The organism is Croceibacterium salegens, assembly GCF_009827435.1.
Lineage (GTDB): Bacteria > Pseudomonadota > Alphaproteobacteria > Sphingomonadales > Sphingomonadaceae > Croceibacterium_B > Croceibacterium_B salegens.
This window is the reverse complement of the sequence record NZ_WTYM01000044.1, coordinates 78,822-96,764: the sequence shown is the minus strand read 5'-3', so window position 1 is coordinate 96,764 and position 17,943 is coordinate 78,822. Positions and strand designations below refer to the sequence as shown.

The 17,943-nt window shown below is 64.4% G+C and carries 19 protein-coding genes; 13 read left to right on the top strand and 6 right to left on the bottom strand.

Annotation, left to right across the window (positions count from 1 at the left end; all coding sequences use genetic code 11):
- The 8 genes from GRI89_RS11310 to GRI89_RS11275 form a co-directional block, all read left to right on the top strand.
- Positions 1-800 (top strand): hypothetical protein (locus tag GRI89_RS11310; protein WP_235913283.1); only part of this gene is annotated, 800 nt, incomplete at its 5' end.
- A gap of 206 nt (positions 801-1,006) precedes the next feature.
- Positions 1,007-1,825 (top strand): alpha/beta hydrolase, encoded by an 819-nt coding sequence (locus GRI89_RS11305; protein WP_159795375.1) that lies wholly within the window; start codon positions 1,007-1,009, stop codon positions 1,823-1,825.
- A gap of 152 nt (positions 1,826-1,977) precedes the next feature.
- Positions 1,978-2,589, top strand: a complete 612-nt coding sequence (locus tag GRI89_RS11300) for a DUF3885 domain-containing protein (protein ID WP_159795372.1) — start codon at positions 1,978-1,980, stop codon at positions 2,587-2,589.
- A 195-nt stretch (positions 2,590-2,784) separates the two neighbouring features.
- Positions 2,785-3,456, top strand: a complete 672-nt coding sequence (nthB, locus tag GRI89_RS11295) for a nitrile hydratase subunit beta (protein WP_159795369.1) — start codon at positions 2,785-2,787, stop codon at positions 3,454-3,456.
- A gap of 1 nt (position 3,457) precedes the next feature.
- Positions 3,458-4,120: a nitrile hydratase subunit alpha gene (gene nthA / locus GRI89_RS11290; protein ID WP_159795366.1), complete on the top strand. Its 663-nt coding sequence runs from the start codon at positions 3,458-3,460 to the stop codon at positions 4,118-4,120.
- The gene (locus GRI89_RS11285) at positions 4,117-4,413 is read left to right on the top strand and encodes a nitrile hydratase accessory protein (RefSeq protein ID WP_159795363.1); all 297 of its coding nucleotides are present in this window, start codon (positions 4,117-4,119) and stop codon (positions 4,411-4,413) included. The genes nthA and GRI89_RS11285 overlap by 4 nt, the downstream gene beginning before the upstream one ends.
- A gap of 133 nt (positions 4,414-4,546) precedes the next feature.
- Positions 4,547-4,813, top strand: a complete 267-nt coding sequence (locus GRI89_RS11280) for an acylphosphatase (protein ID WP_159795360.1) — start codon at positions 4,547-4,549, stop codon at positions 4,811-4,813.
- 186 nt (positions 4,814-4,999) lie between these two features.
- Positions 5,000-5,860 (top strand): hypothetical protein, encoded by an 861-nt coding sequence (locus GRI89_RS11275; RefSeq protein WP_159795357.1) that lies wholly within the window; start codon positions 5,000-5,002, stop codon positions 5,858-5,860.
- A gap of 24 nt (positions 5,861-5,884) precedes the next feature.
- On the opposite strand, the gene GRI89_RS11270 is transcribed toward GRI89_RS11275, so the two are convergent.
- Both GRI89_RS11270 and GRI89_RS11265 read right to left on the bottom strand, forming a co-directional pair.
- A complete protein-coding gene (locus GRI89_RS11270; RefSeq protein WP_159795354.1) occupies positions 5,885-6,721 on the bottom strand; it encodes a substrate-binding domain-containing protein in 837 nt (278 codons plus the stop codon).
- Between the two features lie 125 nt (positions 6,722-6,846).
- Positions 6,847-8,181, bottom strand: a complete 1,335-nt coding sequence (locus GRI89_RS11265) for a chloride channel protein (protein WP_159795351.1) — start codon at positions 8,179-8,181, stop codon at positions 6,847-6,849.
- 171 nt (positions 8,182-8,352) lie between these two features.
- Here GRI89_RS11265 and GRI89_RS11260 point away from each other — a divergent pair, with 171 nt between their 5' ends.
- Complete coding sequence (locus tag GRI89_RS11260; RefSeq protein WP_235913281.1) at positions 8,353-9,333, top strand: RcnB family protein; 981 nt, start codon at positions 8,353-8,355, stop codon at positions 9,331-9,333.
- A gap of 79 nt (positions 9,334-9,412) precedes the next feature.
- On the opposite strand, the gene GRI89_RS11255 is transcribed toward GRI89_RS11260, so the two are convergent.
- Positions 9,413-9,967, bottom strand: coding sequence for a cytochrome b (locus GRI89_RS11255; RefSeq protein ID WP_159795348.1), 555 nt, complete (start codon positions 9,965-9,967; stop codon positions 9,413-9,415).
- 94 nt (positions 9,968-10,061) lie between these two features.
- Between GRI89_RS11255 and GRI89_RS11250 the strand changes: the two genes are divergently transcribed.
- Complete coding sequence (locus GRI89_RS11250; RefSeq protein ID WP_159795345.1) at positions 10,062-10,760, top strand: prolyl hydroxylase family protein; 699 nt, start codon at positions 10,062-10,064, stop codon at positions 10,758-10,760.
- 4 nt (positions 10,761-10,764) lie between these two features.
- Here the strand turns inward: GRI89_RS11250 and GRI89_RS11245 are convergent, their stop codons facing one another.
- Both GRI89_RS11245 and GRI89_RS11240 read right to left on the bottom strand, forming a co-directional pair.
- Entirely contained in the window at positions 10,765-11,352 is a 588-nt protein-coding gene (locus GRI89_RS11245; RefSeq protein ID WP_328598218.1) for a DUF1003 domain-containing protein, read from the bottom strand.
- Entirely contained in the window at positions 11,349-12,941 is a 1,593-nt protein-coding gene (locus GRI89_RS11240) for a lysine--tRNA ligase (protein WP_159795342.1), read from the bottom strand. The genes GRI89_RS11245 and GRI89_RS11240 overlap by 4 nt, the downstream gene beginning before the upstream one ends.
- 131 nt (positions 12,942-13,072) lie before the next feature.
- Between GRI89_RS11240 and GRI89_RS11235 the strand changes: the two genes are divergently transcribed.
- The 3 genes from GRI89_RS11235 to GRI89_RS11225 are packed head-to-tail and all read left to right on the top strand — an operon-like array spanning position 13,073 to position 16,819.
- Positions 13,073-14,806 (top strand): MoaF N-terminal domain-containing protein, encoded by a 1,734-nt coding sequence (locus GRI89_RS11235; protein ID WP_159795339.1) that lies wholly within the window; start codon positions 13,073-13,075, stop codon positions 14,804-14,806.
- Complete coding sequence (locus GRI89_RS11230; RefSeq protein WP_159795336.1) at positions 14,803-15,303, top strand: hypothetical protein; 501 nt, start codon at positions 14,803-14,805, stop codon at positions 15,301-15,303. Before GRI89_RS11235 ends, GRI89_RS11230 begins: the two co-directional genes overlap by 4 nt.
- Before the next feature lie 19 nt (positions 15,304-15,322).
- Positions 15,323-16,819: a tannase/feruloyl esterase family alpha/beta hydrolase gene (locus GRI89_RS11225; RefSeq protein ID WP_159795333.1), complete on the top strand. Its 1,497-nt coding sequence runs from the start codon at positions 15,323-15,325 to the stop codon at positions 16,817-16,819.
- Between the two features lie 56 nt (positions 16,820-16,875).
- On the opposite strand, the gene GRI89_RS11220 is transcribed toward GRI89_RS11225, so the two are convergent.
- A complete protein-coding gene (locus tag GRI89_RS11220) occupies positions 16,876-17,934 on the bottom strand; it encodes a hypothetical protein (RefSeq protein ID WP_159795330.1) in 1,059 nt (352 codons plus the stop codon).
- Between the last annotated feature and the right edge of the window lie 9 nt (positions 17,935-17,943).

Below are 17,943 nucleotides of genomic sequence, written 5' to 3'. Positions count from 1 at the left end.
AAAACATTGGAGATTTGGAGCACCTAGCCGCCCATGCTAAGGTTCGCAGCAGCGTCTTTGGGGGCAAGATTATGACTGGGCTGCTTTCGCGCTTCGGGGCATTAATCTTTCTTGGCTTTTTCCTAGTTGCGATCTGGGGTTTCTGGCCGACATATTTTTCCGGCCCATTTCATATGACCCAGGCCAGGCAGCAGTTTCCGCTCTACTATGTCCATGCGATTTCGATGACGCTCTGGTTCTGTCTGCTTGTCGTTCAACCGCTGTTGATACGAAAGGGCTATAGATCCCTGCACCGGCAGATCGGCAGGATAACGCCGCTCTTTGTGGCTTTCATCCTCACCGTCATGGTCCTTCTGATCCGGCAGCAGTTGATATTCATGGTCGGGCCGGATCAAGCCGTCCCGGAAGAACAGGTCGCGATGATTCCCCCCTTCCTGTTCATTTCCCTGGCCAGTGCCGCGCTCTTTGGAGCTTTCTTCACACTGGCACTCATCCACCGGAAACGGACTGCACTCCACGCACGCTATATACTATGCACGGTGTTCCCCATCATCACTGCAGCGACAGATCGCATCATCAACCGCACGGCTCCCACGGAGGCGACTTTCCCGGTCCTCGTCGGTTCATGGCTATTGTTGGACATTGTCTTGCTGACACTTGGGTTATGGGAACGCCGCAAGCTGGGAAGGCACAACCCATTCCTCATCGCCGCAGGACTTATGTTTGCCATGCAGGTATCGATGTTCACCTTGGCGCAGACGAGGCCTTGGCGGTCATTCTTCAACTGGTTTGTAAGCTAAATATCGGGCTCGAAGAAGAAATCACTTTCCCCCCTTAGCTGCCAAGTGGGAAACGACCCAAAGCGGACGCTTTCGAAACAGCTCAACCTACATAGTTCGGCCGCGATGGAACGTCATGCTAGCTTCTATACGTTCGAAGCAAATTGGAAGGTGCCGGCCGTCACGTGGCTTTGTGTATTGGAAGGATCAGGGAAAGGAGACTCACAATGAATAAGCGCGATTTCCTGAAGCTCTCTAGCGGGGCGCTGGCCGCTGGGGCCGCGTTTGCCTCAACCAATGCGAAGGCGCAGGTCTGCCGGGCGCCAGACAGCGAGAGCAAGACTTTCGTGCTAGTGCCGGGTGCATGGTGCGGAGCATTTGTTTACGACGAGGTGGCGTCGATATTGCGCACCAAGGGTCACACTGTCCACGCGCTCACACTGAGCGGCCTAGCCGAGGACTCGCACCGCCTGAACAACGAGATCAACCTCACCACTCACATCACCGACATCGTAAACGCGATCAAATTTCACGAATTGGACAATGTCGTCCTGGTCTCCCATTCCTATGGTGGCGTTCCCGCGACCGGAGCTGCCGACCGGATGGCCGAGCGCATCTCATCCCTAGTCTATCTCGACGCCTTTCTGCCCAAGGACGGAGATTCAGTTCTGAGCCTGAGTAGGGTGCCCGGAAGTCCCGAAGGGCCGCCTCCCGGCCCGCCTCCAGGCCCCTCAACCGGCGGAGCTCCCGCTGCGTTTCCGATGCCGACCGCGATGATGGACGAGTTCGGAATCCCGCAAGACCAACGTTGGCGCTACACACCCACGCCGATTGGGACCGGGTCCGAGCCGATTTCGCTGACTGGCGCAGTCGATGGCATCGCCAAAAAAGCCTATTTGTGGATACGCAGTTCGCCGCTGTTCCAGGGCAATTACGACAATTACAAAGATGATAGCAGTTGGTATGTCGAAGCATGGGACGGTGGGCACATGATGATGATCGATGAGCCGCAAAAGACTGCCGATTTCCTCCTGAGAGCCGCCTAACACCTTACGTCGCTACCTTGGAGGCCGACGAAGGCCAATGTCAGCTAACCACCTCGTCGTGAGCTCGTCGCCGAGCTATTCGAGCGTCGGGAGCGGACCGACCGCAAACGACCCAATTGCGGACGTCTTGCACTGCAAACTATAGACGAACAATGACTTTGACTTTGGGTCCAGACTGGGAGCGCAATTTGTGGGCCTCGCCGCATCGGCTCAGGTTTGGGCTAAATGAGGGCGGCGCTTATTTGACGATGTTCACGACTAGCTATGATCGCGCCCGTTGCCTGGCCCGAGCTGCGCTTCCAACGGACGGACTGATCGGCGTTATCGCTGCCTATCCCGACCCCAGAACAGATATAAGAGCTGAACAGCACGGTTGGATGGGGGGAACGGGCTTTGACTATCTCGAGGAGTTGGGAGTGCCGACCAAGGCGGCTCTTGCGACCTGGAAAGGCTATTGTTGGCCCGGGGATGACGAGGACGATGAGGCAGAGCTTTGGGTGCACCGCGCGGTTAATCTGACTTGGGATCAGGCGGATATTCTGATCTGGAATCAAGTCGCGCAGGACATCGGCATCGGCCCTGTTGCGCCAGTCAAATCCAAACTGGTGAATCTGGCGCACGGTGTGTCGGTCGACGCCTACGACGACCGGGGGATGGACATCACCTCAATCACCAAAGAGCAAACAGCTGGACTTTATGACCAGTTCAGAAGTTGGCTGCTCGACTATGACCGACCGCTAATGAAAGAAATATTCGAAGGCTGACGGGCCGTCCGCTTTCCACCCAGTTCGCGACCTCAACGCCGAGCTGGCAGAGCGCCAAGAACGGACCAGCCGCTAACGACCTAATTGCGGACATTTGTGCACCACCAAATATCTGTCCCAACGATTTCGTGACCTGCTATGCTATTCGAGGGTTACGATTACTGACCCACTGCATCGAGGCTTTGGGAGAAGCTGATGGACGGCATCCACGACATGGGCGGAATCACCACGTTCGGGCCGGTGATCCCCGAGCCCGGGTATCACCCATTCCACCACAACTGGCAGCGGCGCGCCTTCGCCCTGAACCTGCTGGCGACGCCGTTCCTCGGTCCGGTGGACCGCTGCCGCCATGCGCGCGAGCGAATCGAGCCGCCCCGCTACCTGAATCAGAGCTATTTCGAGAGCTGGATGACTATGGTCGCGATGCTGTCGCAGGAACTGGGCTTCGCCACGGCGGAGGAAATCGTGACCGGCAAGTCCAAGTTCAAGCCGGGACTGCCTTTCCCTGCTCCCGACGCGGAGGCGATTGCCGCTTTTCTCAAGGGTGGCGATCCGGCCATCCGCGATGTCGATATCACGCCTGCGTTCAAGCCTGACGACGAGGTCCGCGCCCGCAACATGGAGGTCAAAGGTCACACCCGCCTGCCCCGCTATGTGCGCGGAAAGCGCGGCACGGTGGTCGCCTATCGCGGCTGCCACGTCTTTCCCGACACGCATGCCCACGACCGGGGCGAAAACCCGCATCCGCTCTACGGCGTACGGTTCGAGGCGCGCGAATTGTGGGGCGATAATGTCACACGACGCGACTGCGTCTATATCGATTTGTGGGAAAGCTATCTGGAACCGCGTGCGGAAGGGGAGGCGTGACATGAGCCACGACGATCACGCCCATGACCACGGCCATGCGCATGATGCGCCGCCGAGCCCCTATCATAGCAGCCAGCGCAGCGAAGAGCGCAACCGCGAACTGACCGAAAAGGTCGCGCGGCTGGAAGATTTGCTGGTTGCCAAGGGGATCGTCGACCGCGGCGCGCTCGACCGCGCGGTGGACATCTACGAAAACGACCTTGGCCCGATGAATGGCGCCCGGGTGGTAGCTCGTGCGTGGACCGATCCGGCGTACAAGCAGCGGTTACTGGACAATGCCACCGCCGCAATCGCCGAGCTCGGCTATGGCGGGCTACAGGGCGAACACATGGTGGTGTGCGAGAACACGCCCGAGATACACAATGTCGTCGTCTGTACGTTGTGCTCCTGTTACCCGTGGCCGGTACTCGGCCTGCCGCCGACCTGGTACAAGGACTATGCCTATCGCAGCCGCGTGGTGGTCGATCCGCGCGGCGTGCTCGCCGATTTCGGCACCGAATTGCCCGACGATGTCGAAGTGCGCGTGTGGGATAGCAGCGCGGAGGTCCGCTACCTCGTCCTCCCCGAGCGACCGGCCGGGACCGAGGGGATGAGCGAGGAGCAGCTGGCCGAACTGGTCGAACGCGACGCGATGATCGGCGTGACCAAGGTCGAGCCGGCATGATCCAGGAACGGCTCGCCGATCCGGCCATTGCCGAAATGCCGGGGCGTGAGGCGCTGCCGCGCAAGAGCGGAGAGTTGGTGTTTCACGACGAATGGGAACGCCGCGCCTTCGCGATGGCGGTGAGCCTCGCCGAACAAGGCCGCTTCGCATGGGCCGACTTCCAGCAGGCGCTGATCGCAGCCGTGGCTGAGGCCGAAGGCGAGGATCCGCTCACCCCCAGTCGCGGCTATTTCGAAAGCTGGCTCGTGGCGCTTGAGGCGGTGCTGGCGGACAAGAGGCTTCTCGGAGAATGAGCTTAGGGTCAACGACTGCTTTCCACACGCTTAAGGTCATTCCCACGAATGCGGGAAGCCAGTCTGGTCTCTGCGCCGCGTGACGCTGAATCCCAAACTTCGTGAGGATGACGAGGTGAAGTAAGTTGGCCGCATGAACGCCCGCCATCTCATCATCCACGGACGCGTGCAAGGCGTGTTCTATCGTGAATGGACAGTCAGGACTGCGCATTCTCTCGGCGTGGCGGGGTGGGTCCGAAACCTGCCCGACGGCACGGTCGAGGCGCATGTCGAGGGCGAGGACGCTGCGGTCCTGCAAATGATCGCGGCGATGCACGAAGGACCCTCGCATGCCCGCGTCGAGCGGATCGAGGAGCGCGAGGTTGCGGTCGAGGGGTACGAGGGGTTTGGGAGGCGTTAAGGCAACCTTGCAGGCAAACCCACTTCGTCACCCCGGACTTGTTCCGGGGCGGTGCTCAACTTTTCCGGCGTTGCCAAGTAAAGCACTGGCCCGGAACAAGTCCGGGCTGACAACGGGGCTACGGTTACCCTAGAACGCGACGGCCCGGGTGCTGTCTGACGCCGGGAACGAGGGGGAGGAACATTCATGTCGCAGTGGACCAAAGGCGCAATCGGTCTGTCGGTTGCCCTGGCCGGGATGGCTTTTTCGACAAACGCCCACGCCGAATGCAGCCGCGCGATGCTGCAAGGGCTCGCGGCCACATACGTCGCGGCACAGGCGGCCGGGGACCCGGGCAAGTTGCCGCTTGCGGACAAGGCGTATTACGGAGAGAACAACCTGCCTGTGGCTATTGGCGCGGGCGTTCTCAGCCAGCCGCTGCCGGTCGATTTCACCCGCAGCTTCCTCGACACCACGCAGTGTGCGACCTTTACAGAGATAACTTCGGCCACAAACGCGCACCCCTACGTCATCCACACTCGGATGGAGGTGAACGACGCCGGCAAGGTGACCGTGATGGAGTCGATCGTAACCGACGACGGCGACTGGGTGTTCGGCGCCGACGCGCACCTTGCCCAGACACGAGTCGAGGACTGGGGCGAGATCCCTGAAGACAAGCGCGACAGGCGCGGGGTCCTGCAGGCCGCCGCCGACGCCTACATCAACAACTGGGGAGCACCGGACCTGCCCGTGCCGCACGGTACGCCCTGCGCCCGGCTCGAAGGCCGGATCTACACCGGCAGTCGGAACCCGGAGGGCAATACTTGCGACATGGGGGCGTTCCCGCAGCCGATTAGCACGGGTAACCGCCGCTACGTGATCGACGAGACCATCGGCGCTGTCAGCATCTTTCACAACTTCTCGTGGATCGATGCCGGTCTCGGCCCGTATCACCCAGGAACCCCGGCCAGCCAGACGTTCCGGATATTGAACGGCAAGAACCGCTACATTCACGAGGTGACAGTGTGCACAACGCCGAGCTGCGGCCGGAGCAGGCCCGGATCCTGAGCGCTCGCGAATTCTGAAGCGGCGTCAGGCCGCGCGCGCAACCGCTTCGATCACCGAAGCCCGCTCTACGATCTGGAACGGGATCTGCTCATGTCTCGCCCCGCGTGCAGGGTGGATGACGCGTTCCGCCACCAGCTTGCAGGCCATTTCGCCCATTTCCTCGAGCGGCTGACGCACGGTGGTGAGGCCGGGACGGATCGTCTTGGCGACGGCATTGTCGTCGAACCCGACCAGCGAGATGTCGTCCGGGACAGAAATTCCGGAGGCAACGGCGGCGTCGATGATGCCCGCGGCCATCTCGTCGTTGCTGGCGAAGATCGCGGTCGGTTTGGCGGCGAACAGCGCGGCAGCCTGCTCGCGTCCCGACTGACGCGAGAAGTCGCCCTGCGCGACCAGCGCGTGGTCGATCCGCAAGCCCTTGCCGCCGATAGCGTTGGCATAACCGTTGTAGCGCCGCATCGAGACGAGGTGGACGTTCGGTCCGCGCACGAAACCGATCCGCCGGTGGCCGCGCTGCAGCAGGTAGTCGGTGATCGCCCGCGCCGCGTCGTACTCGTCCATGATGACCGTGCAGCCGCGGCTGAGATCGAGCATCGGAGCGATCCGCACGTAGGGCAGCTTGCGCTCCTCGATCAGGCCCAGCACATGGCGGTCGTCCGACAATGGAGGCGTGAGGATGACGCCGGCGATCGTGTCGTCGGCGATGACGTCTGCCACCTGGCGGCCGCTGGAGAAAAGGTTCTCCGATACAACCTGGAAACCGGACGATCGGCCCGTGCGGGTCACGGATTCGCGAATTCGCGAGACATATTCGGCGCCGTTGTTGTCGAACAACAGCAGGATTCGCATGCCAGCGTTCATCTCTTCAGGCCCCTCTCAAGGCGCAACCCTTCCGCTTTTTGGCGGCTGTGAGCGATCCTAAACGCGCAGGGTGAACAATTCTTCAATGGCTGGCGAACGGTCGCGGGCCACGAGCTTCGGCTGCGTCAGGTGTAGCGGTTTTCTTCCGCCTTCGCCTCTGGCACCGGCGGCATGAAGTCCCGCGCCAGTGCGTGGTAGAGCCGCTCACGGCACACCATCGACCCGGCCCAGTCGCCGATCAGGCAGGTCGCGAACAGCGGCAGTATCACCGCGGTGGTCCCGGTCGTCTCGCTGAGGATGATCACTGCGGTCAGAGGAGCACGAACGACGCCGACGAAGTACCCGGCCATACCCAGCAGCACGATGGTGCCGCTCTGCTCGCTTGGAAACAGCGGGGTCAGCAGGTTGCCCAGCCCTGCCCCGACCGCCAGCGAGGGGGCAAAAATGCCGCCGGGAATGCCGCTAGCGCTGGTCACCAGTGCCGCAAGGAACTTGGCCGGGCCGAACCAGTAATCGCCGCGCGCGCCTTCGAGCAACGCCTTGGTCGGTTCATAGCCGGTGCCCCAGGTCGTACCGCCTGCGACCACACCGATCGCCGCGACGATCACTCCGCAGACGAGCGCGGTCACCAGAGGTCGCTTACCGAGCACGCCGCTCCAGCGGCCGCCCGGTCCGCGCAACGTGAGGAGCGCACGCGAGAAAAGCCCCCCGGCAACTCCGCCGAGAACGCCGGCGAGCGGCGCGGCGACGAGCACGCTCGACACCGGCATTCCGTGGCCGACGTGACCGAAATAGACGTAGTCGCCTGCGATCCCCTGGCTGGTCAGGCCGGCGATCATAACCGCCCCCATCACCAGCACCGCGACACGCTGCTCGTAGGCGACAGCCAGTTCCTCGATGGCAAAGGCGATCCCGGCGAGCGGGGTGTTGAAGGCCGCGGCGACGCCCGCCGCGCCGCCCGCGATGAGCACGCCGGGCGAAACGCGGACCTTTAGCAGGCGGTGGACCTGCACCATGATGGCCGCGCCGAGTTGCACGGTGGGCCCTTCGCGCCCCGCCGATGCACCGCCGAACAGCGCACCGACCGAGAGCAGAAGCTTGGCCACGCCGGTGCGGACCGAAAGAAGTTCGCCGCTCTCCGCCTTTTCCGAATCGCGGCTCGCGGCAATGACCTGCGGAATGCCGGAACCTCGCGCCTCGTTGGCCAGAGAACGGGTCAGCGCGGCGATGACGACAAAGATTACCGGAGTGAGGACCAAAGGCATGTACCATTCGCGCGCCGCCTGCGCCGCGAACACGCGCTGCGCGAAATCGCCGGCGGCGGCGAAGCCCACCGCGAGCAGGCCGATCAGCAGAGCGGAGACGAGCATGGCGAGCCGCCTGCGCCATTGCTGGAGCTCGACGAGGTCGTCCGGGACCCGTTCGGCGAGCCGCCGCAAGAGCTTGGCGAATGGCTGCATGGCAAGGGCCCTACATTCGCAATTGGCGCGGGTCCAGCGTTCAGGTGGGAGCCTCTCAACCTGAACGGGAGGCATACAGCGTGGTTCACATTCTTGTCAGCACAGCTGGAATAACAAGGAGTCATTCAAGGGGCCGCATCCCACTCAGCGGCAAGCTCAGGAGTAGCCGCGATGACAATTGGGAAGTTCTTCACCGGCGGGGCAGTGGCGGCCATTGCGGCTGCGCTGGCGCTCGCCTCGACACCGGTCGCCGCACGCGATGTCCGTGAAAACATGGGCCGTAGCTGGCAATCGGGTTCGAGCTCGAAATCGGACAACGCCCGCCAATCCCGCAGCGACAATGCGCGCAGCCAGCAGCGCAGCCAGCCGACCGCGCGGCAGCCCGCCCCACAACAGCAGCAGCAGCAGCGCTCGAGTCCGCCAGTTCGCCAGGCTCCGCAAGCCCGGCAGCGGGACAATCGCGGCACCCCGCAGGTCGCCCAGCGCGACACTTCACGCGGCAATGAGCGTTCGGGCAACAACGGCCAGCGCGGCAATGGCTGGAACCGCGGTGGCAATGGCACCCCGCCAGCGACGCGCAACGTCCCCGCGCCCGCTCGCAACGCGACTTATGCCGACGGGAACCGCAACCGCACCTATAGCGACAACGACCGCAACCGGAGCTACGACGGGCGCAACCGGAGCTACGACGGGCGTCGCGGCAATGACAATCGCTCGACCTACCGTGACGGCTATCGCGATGGCCGCCAGGCCGACCGGCGTGACGACCGCCGCGACAATCGCGCCGCCTACAACAATGGCCGGCGCGACGGATATCGCGACGGCCAGCGCGACCATCGCCGCTGGGACAACCACGGCTGGCGCAACGACCGCCGGTATGACTGGCGCAACTACCGCAACGCGCACCGCAGCACGTACCGTCTCGGCATCTACTATGCGCCGTACCGGAACTACTACTATCGCCGGCTGAACATCGGGTTCTTCCTCGACTCGCTGTTCTATTCGAACCGCTACTGGATCAACGATCCGTGGAACTACCGCCTGCCGGACGTTTACGGCCCCTATCGCTGGGTGCGGTATTACGACGATGCGCTGCTGGTCGACATGTACACCGGCGAAGTGGTCGACGTGATCTACGACTTCTTCTGGTAACCGCCCGGACCCACTCTTCGCCGGTGGAGTGGACCGGCGGAAGCGAAGCCCCCGTGCCGCAAGGCCGGGGGCTTTTGCGTTACGCCTCGGGCTGGCGCGGCTGGCCGAACGGCAGCATGCGCCACAGCTCGCCGTCCTTGTCCCAGAAATGATGCTTGAGCGCGCCGAGGATGTGCAGGCCGATCAGGTAGATGAAGATGTTGCCGAAGGTCCCGTGCAACTCGAGCAGTTCGTGCCCGCCATGGTCGTCCTTGGCGATTGGTAGCATCGGCACGGTGAACCAGCCGAAGAAGTCGATCGGGTGATCCTGCATCGAGGTGCCGATCCAGCCCATCAGCGGCAGCCCGATCATTGCCACATAGAACACGACATGGACCACACGGGCGAGCACGACCTCCCACTTCGGCAGGTGCGAACCGAGCGGTGGCTGTGCGTGGGTGAAGCGCCAGCCGAGCCGGATCAAGCTCAGCACAAGGATCAGGATGCCGGTAGCCATGTGCGGCCCAAGGACCTGCAGGTGCTGGTCGTGCGGCACGTGTTCTGCGGCCTCGGCGAGGCGCCAGTTGACGATGACCGCGATGGCGATGAGCCAGTGAAGGAGCATCGCTCCCTTGGAATAGCGGGTGACCGGCATCTGAACTCCTTTCGTCCATCATGGTAGCAAGCACGCCCGTTGCGGCAAGCTATGGCCTTGTCATGCGCGTCAGGGTTTGGAAAAGCTTTGCGGAATGACAAATTCCGACATCGCCAAGAAGTCTTTCGCACAGGCCAAGGTTCCCGACCAGGACGGGCTGCGGCGCACAGGCAGCAAGGTGCGCAAGCGGCTTGCTGCCAACCCGGTGGTCTATCCTGTACCGACGCAGGACCGGGCCGAGATCTTCGCTGTCGGCGACTTCATGAGCGCCGACGAGTGCGACCGAATGATCGGCCTGATCGACCAGGTAGCCAAGCCCAGCGCGGTGTTCGACCTTGCCTACGGCGCCGACTACCGCACCTCCTATTCGGGCGACGTCGATCCGCACGATCCCTTCGTGAAGAAGATCAGCCGGCGGATCGACGACCTGCTCGGGATCGACCCGTCGTGGGGCGAAACGATACAGGGCCAGCGCTACCTGCCCGGACAGGAGTTCAAGCCCCACAACGACTGGTTCTACACCCAGGCCAATTACTGGAAGATCGAGAAGGACCGCGGCGGGCAACGCAGCTGGACGGCCATGGTCTTCCTCAACGAAGTCGAGGCCGGGGGCACGACCGACTTCACCAGCCTCGGCCTGTCGATCGAGCCCAGGCGCGGCGCACTACTTGGCTGGAACAACGCCGATCCCGAAGGTCGGCCCAACGAATGGACGATGCACGCCGGAACACAGGTGGTATCCGGGATCAAGTACATCATCACGAAGTGGTACCGCACCAAGCGCTGGCGCTAGGCCGTCAGGTCAGCGGATCGTCCTTGCCGCCGTTGCGGGCGATGCGCCGTTCCAGCTTGTCGAGTTCGACCGAACCCTCCTCGTCGAGCTTGGCGCTTTGCAGGAACAGGTGCGCGAAGCGGTCGACCCGGCGCGACAGGCGCAGGATTTCGAGCTGAGTGCGCAGGTTGACCTCATAGTCGTGCCGCGCGGCCACGCGGTCCTTCGCGGCCTGCCGGTTCTGGCTCATCATGATGATCGGCGCCTGGATCGCGGCCAGCATCGACAGCATGAGGTTGAGAAAGATGTAGGGGTACTTGTCGAAGGCGGGGATGCCGAACGCGGTCACCGCGCCGCTGTTGAGGAGCATCCATGACAGCAGGACGATACCGAAGGCGGCGATGAAGCCCCAACTGCCGCCGACCGCAGCGACCCGATCGGCCAGCCTTTCGCCGAGGGTGGCATGGAGCTGCGCCGCCTCGTCGGCATCGATGCCGATGTAGGTTCCGGCGGCGACGCGGGCGAGAACGTCCTGTTCTTCCCGGTCGAGTTCTTCCAGCGAACGGCCGAGCAGGTCCTTGGCGAGCCGCTCGAGTTCCGCCGTTTCGGTCACCGCGCGAGCGCCTCGGCAATCAGCTTGCGCGTGTTTCCGACCCCGTAAAGCGCGATGAAGCTGCCCATGCGGGGCCCTTGTGCGCTCCCGAGCAGGGTTTCGTAAAGCGCCTTGAACCAGTGCCGCAGGCTTTCGAAGGCGAACGCCTCGTCCTTGCCGATCTCGTAGACCGCAGTCTGCATGTCCTCAGCCGAGGTATCGGCGGGAATGCCGGCGAGGTAGGCGTCAAGCGCCCTGAGCGCTTCGGCTTCGTTCGCCTCCGGCGCGCGCTTGTGCAGCGTCGGGGCGACAAAGTCGCGGTTGTAGTTGATCGCCGTGTCGATGAGCCTGGCGAGGTGCGGGTCCTTGCTCGCCCCGGCAATGTAATTGTCGACGTATTCGCCCAGGCTCTCCGCGGTCGCCTCGGTGCCCAGCACGCTGGCGAGATTGAGCAGCAGTCCGTAGGTCACCGGCAGGTTGTCACCATCGCCGCCTTCGTTTCCGTTGGCGCGCAGCAGGTGCCACACGGGGTTACCGAGCTGCTGTTCGAGCGGCTGTTCAGGAATTTTGGAGCGGAACTGCCAGTATTCGTCGACCGCGCGCGGGACGATCCCGGCGTGCAGGCTCTTGGCGCTCTTCGGTTCGCGGAACAGGTAGAGCCCGAGGCTCTCCTCGCTGCCGTAGCGCAGCCATTCGTCGATGGTCAGGCCGTTGCCCTTGGACTTGGAGATCTTCTCGCCGTTCTCATCAAGGAACAGCTCGTAGATCATGTTCTCGGGCATGCGCCCGCCGAGCGCGCGGACGATCCGGCCCGACTGGGTGACACTGTCGGTCAGGTCCTTGCCGCACATCTCGTAATCGACGCCGAGCGCGTACCAGCGCATCGCCCAGTCGACCTTCCACTGCAGCTTGGCCTTGCCGCCGAAGATGCATTGCTCGACCGTTTCGCCCTCATCCTCGAAGCGGACGATACCGGCAGCGGCATCGACGACCTCGACCGGTACCTGCAGCACCACGCCGCTCCTCTCGCTGATCGGCAGCACCGGCGAATAGGTCGCCTGCCGCTCGGCGCGCAGGGTCGGAAGCATGATGTCCATGATCGCCGAATACTTCTCGAGCACACGGGCCAGCGCGGCGTCGAAATCGCCGTGGTTGTAGCGGTCGCTGGCGGCGACGAACTCGTAGTCGAAGCCATAGCGGTCGAGGAAGTCGCGCAGCATTGCATTGTTGTGGTGCGCGAAGCTCTGAAAACCGGCGTTGAACGGGTCGGGAATGCGGCTCAGCGGCTTGCCGAGGTTGGCCTGCATCATCTCGTGATGCGGCACGTTGTCGGGGACCTTGCGCAGCCCGTCCATGTCGTCGCTGAAGGCGATCAGCCGGGTCGGTGCGCCGTCTGTGAGGATTTCGTAGGCGCGGCGCACCAGCGTGGTGCGCAAGACTTCCTGGAAGGTGCCGATGTGCGGCAGACCCGAGGGGCCGTAGCCGGTCTCGAAGACGACTGCCGCGCCATCAGGCTTGCCCTCGGGGTAGCGTTTGACGAGCTTCATCGCCTCCTGGAACGGCCAGGCCTTGGACACGCGGGCGGCTTCGATCAGGGCATCGTCAAACATAGCGCGAGGGGCCTTTGCCGAAGCGTGCCAGCGTTGCAAGTGTGAAGAGTTTGCCCTCGGGCAATCGGACCTTGCGCTTCGCCTCGTTCGTGGCAGGATAAAGTCAACGAAAAGGGAGAGAGGGGATAGGCATGGACATCGCCCGCAAGGCGTATCCCGACGTGCCGCTGTTCCGGTATCCATATACCGATCTCAGCGAAGGTCAGATCGCCGGCGCGATGACCGCTGCCGGCGGTCCTAAGGGGAAGCCCGCGTTCGATACCGCGGGGCTTGCCGGGAAGAGCATCCGGTTCACCGGCGAAGGCGCGCCCGCTCTATTGTGGGCCTTTGCCGCCAATAGCAGCGTGTCGCTCAACGGCGGACGAAGCGCCCCCTACGGCGCGCTGAACCTCGGCCCGATAACTCTCGTCACTCACCTCGTGCCCGACTCGACCCAAGCCTGGGCGCTGATCTGGAACCGCTCCACAAATGCTGCAACCGTGTTCGAACTGTGGTTCGGCGGCGGCCCTGCCCCTCGCGCCCGCGAAATCGACCGCGCTGTCTGGCATGGGACAATCGATGGGTTGGCTGCAGACGGTGCCGAACTGCACCATGCCACCCTGCGCAGCGAAGGCCGGGCCATCGCCTGGACCGAAGACACCGGCCTGCGGACGATCGAGTACTACTGCTCGGTATCCTACACCCACTGGATCGAACTCGACCGGCTTGAGGAGCATCGCGGCTATTCGGCCCCGGCGGATTACATCCAGCTGACCGAGGAGCTCTACGCCTTTGCCCGCGTGGAGGCGGAATTCTCCGGCTTGCTGCACCTCTACGTCTATGACGCCAACACGCTGCAATCGGCCGGCTTCCGGCTCGGCTTCAACGGCATCGACGAGCTCGAATATTACATGTTCCGCGGCACCGGCGAATGGCTCGGACAGAACGCGCGGTTCGAGAAGCTCGGCGATTTCAGCGCCGAGCCGCTCAAGATCGAGCGCGGCAAGAAGGGCGAGCGGCGCATCTACCGCCCGCTGGCGACGATGGACAAGATGACCTCCGCCGAAGTCGATGCGTCGATCGCGGCGGGCAATGTCCACGTCTTCGACCGCCCCAGCCCGATGGCCGGCAACGGCACCGAGAAAAGCGCTGGACTGTCCGGCAAGGCCTTCACCATCGCCTACGACAGCGGGCCGACGGTCGAATACCGCATGAAGGGCGCCGAAACGCTTGACTGGCGGATGGACGGCAAGGGCAGTTGGACCGAGGCGCGCTACAACGCGTGGGAGATGATGCCCGGCACCTTCATCTTCGGCCATCTGCTCGCTGGCACAAAGAACCACGACGGGCACATCGTCGTGGTCGACCTCGACGCCGGGCTCGCCACCTGCTTCCACGGCTATCTCCACACGCCCTACATCGCCAATGAAGCGGGCTGCGAGACGCTGTTCGGAAAGATAACCGGCGCGGGCATTCCCGATCCCGGCACCAGGCGGCACGAGCGCACGCGCGACCTGCTCGGGCGGGCCTTCACCTGGGAATATTCGCCCGGGCTCAACTCCATGCACCTCTATTCGACGCCCAACACGACGAGCTGGATCATCCCCACGCCCGACGGCCACTTCGCCACCGAGTGGAGCGGCAGCGGCGACTTCGTGAAGATCCGCGACCAGCTCTATTTCGCGCGCTGGCAGGAGGAGGCGTGTAACGGCACGCTCGGCACGATCTTTATCAACATGCGCACGATGCACGACGCCGGAATCGGCTATCACATGGGCAAGCAGGGCGGCCTCAGCCTGAGCGCGGTCGGCGCCCCGGCGCGCCATGCCGGCAAGATCGAGGTATCGCGCTTCTTTGGCCCCAACGCGTGGGAGAGAAAGGCATGAGCGAGACAATGACAGGCACCGACCGCCGCTCGTTCCTCAAGACCGGCGCCATCGCCGCCGCCCCGCTCGCCGCCCTCGCCCCCGTGGCCGCGCTGGCCGACGACGGAAGCAAGGCACGACTCGCGCGGATCGAGGACGAACGTGCGATTGAAGCGCTTGAACGCGAGCTGTTACGCCGCTTGAACGCGCCGGATACCGGCCGCTGCGCCGAAATGTTCGCTTGCGGCAAGGCCCCCGACCTCGGCGCGGTGTCGATCCGAGCCGACCTTGCGCGCGCGGAGTCGGAGATTGCCTTCGCCGATGACGCGAAAAGCGCCACCTTGCGCCGGACAGTCAGTGCCGAGCGCGAAATCCACTTCACCGGCAACACGACGGTCGAACAGATGGTCCGCCTGCAGGGTCACGGCAGCCACCGCCATGTCGAGGATCGCACGCTGGTAGCGCGGCTGAGCAAGAACAAGGACGGCTGGCGCTTCGAAACCGTCGAATTGGCCTGATTTCGGGAGAGAGAACTTGATGCGTACCGCTTCGATTGCCGCCGTTGCCCTGCTCGCCACCGGCTGCGCCGCCGACACCGCCCAGTCCACCGGGCCGGTCACCTTCAACGGCGTGCAGGAATGCTCCTCGCTCGACACGGCGAGCCTCGGCCTCGCCGGCGGACAGGCCACCTGGGTCGAGGCGAAGGACACCCTTCCCTCGTACTGCGAGGTTACCGGCATGCTGCATCCGGTCACCGGTTCGGACATCGGCGTGGTCTATCGCCTGCCCGAAGGGTGGAACGGCAAGGTCTACGGCGTCGGCGGCGGCGGCTGGATCGGCAACACCGACATCCGCACCGTGTCGGAGGCGCTCGGCCGCGGCTACGCGACGATGTCGACCGACGGCGGCCACCCGATCGGCAATGTGTGGGACAATTCCTGGGCCGCGAACGAGGAGAAGGCCAAGGACTTCAGCTACCGCGCGATCCACGAGATGACCGCGGCGGGCAAGAAGGTCGCCGCCGCCTACTACGGCAAGGCTCATACCCGCGCCTACTACCTCGGCTGCTCGACCGGCGGGCGCATGGGCCTGATGGAAGCTCAGCGCTTCCCGGCGGACTACGACGTCGTCGTCGCCGGCGCGCCGGTCTACACGCTGCAGGTGCAGACCAGCTCGGTGCTGCGAACCAACGTCTTCACCCAGAGCGGCGGCTTCAGCGCGGGCGATCTCAAGCTGGCCGAGGATGCCGCGCTTGCCCAGTGCGACGCCGACGACGGCCTCAAGGACGGGCTGATCAACAACCCGCGCGCCTGCCACTGGGACCCGGCGACGATCCAGTGCACCGGCGCCAAGTCCGATTCCTGCCTAAGCGCCAATCAGGTGACCGCACTCAAGGCGGTTTACGACGGCATCAAGTCGCCCGACGGCCAGTGGGCCATGCTGCCGATGAGCCGCGGGGGAGAAACGACCTGGTCGTTCTTCGTCGCTACCAACGGCGAGGGCAAGGACCCGACGCAGGGCGGCGGGCTCGTCGGGCTGGGCCCGATTATCTTCCCCGGCCGCACGGTCGACTGGGCGCACTTCTCCCCCGCCACCGACGTGCCGCAAGTCCGCTCGAGCGCCTTTGCCGCGATGTACGAAGCGAAAAGCACCGACCTGTCGAAGTTCTTCGGACGCGGCGGCAAGCTGCTGATGTGGCACGGTGAAAGCGACGCCGGTCCGAGCCCGGTCGGCAGTGCCGACTATGCCAAGGCCGTCATGGCGCAGAACCCGCGCGCCGCCGACCAGTACCGCTTCTTCCTCGCCCCCGGCGTCGCCCACTGCGGCGGCGGACCGGGCGCCGACGTCCTCCCGCTGCTCGACACCATCGAAGCGTGGGACAGCACCGGCAAGGCGCCCGACACCGTCGTCGCCAGCAAGCGCGACAAGTCGCTCACCCGCCTCGACTGCGCCTTCCCCAAGGTCGCGCACTACAACGGCAGCGGCGATGCCAACGACCCGGCAAGCTGGAGCTGCAAGGCCCCGGCGAGCTGACGCAAAGAAGGGCGGCCCTTGGGAGACCGCCCTTCCCTGCGAACCGGCAAAGAGGATCAGGCCGGTTCCAGGATGCGCGTGTCGACGTTCGTGGCAGGAGACGGACGTGCCGACCGCGCGGTGGGGGCCTGGCTCGGCCAGATCTGCGGGTACTGGCTGAAGTCGATCCACGGCCTGGCGTTCTCGAACTTGCGGCCGATCGACTGCAGGATCAGGCGGGCCCGGCGCCGGCGCGCGCGGCGGTTGGTGAACGGGTTTGCCTTGTCGGGCCGGGCGTCGACCATCCGCCTAATCAGCGCATCGCGTTCTTCGAAGGTCGCGGGCACCTCGCGGGGCAGGGCGACGGCTGCGCCGGTGCTCTCACTTTCTGGGTGATACACCGGTGCCGGACGCTCGACGATGACCGGCGCGGCAGCCGCCCGCGACATGGGCGTGGCGACCGAAGGCGGGCTCACCTCACGATACGGTACCGGCTTGTTGGGGACGATGACTGCTCGACGGTCCTGCGCGGTGCGCTTGCGCCGCCGAAACGCCATGGCGAGCAGCACGGCGACCGCGATAGCGATCAGGCCGGCCAGGGCCATGGCGAGAATTGCGGTAACGTCGCGCGCCTGCTCGGGCGTCGGCGCCATCTGCGCCGGGGGAGCGGCAGGCTCCGGCTGGGCGAAGGCATCCTGCGCGAGCGGGGCAACGGCGACGGGCTCCGCGAGGTCAACGGGCTTGCTTTCCGGAGCGACCGGAGCGGCAAGCGAAGCAGAGGGCGAGGGCCTGGGTGCCGGGGCAGCCTTCTTCGGCGCCGGGGTGGCAGCCTGCGGGGCAGGCGCCGCCTCTTCAACGGTCGGCTCCGGAGCGGCAGGAACGTCCTGCACGACCGGGACCGACGTGGTCGTCGGAGCGGGCTGCGAAGGCGAGACGGTCGTCACCGGCGCAGTGTACGCCGGAGCGGCCGGGTCGGGGGCCGCTGGCGAAGGTGCGGCAACCGGCGCGCTGTTGACGATCGGGCCGTCGAGCGTGGGAGTCGAAGCATCCTGCGCCAGGGCAGGAGCGACGGTCAGCGCGAGGGCAGCGGCAATCGCGGTCGTGGCGCTGAATGGGGTTCTGTTCTGGTTTCGCATAGTCCCAAA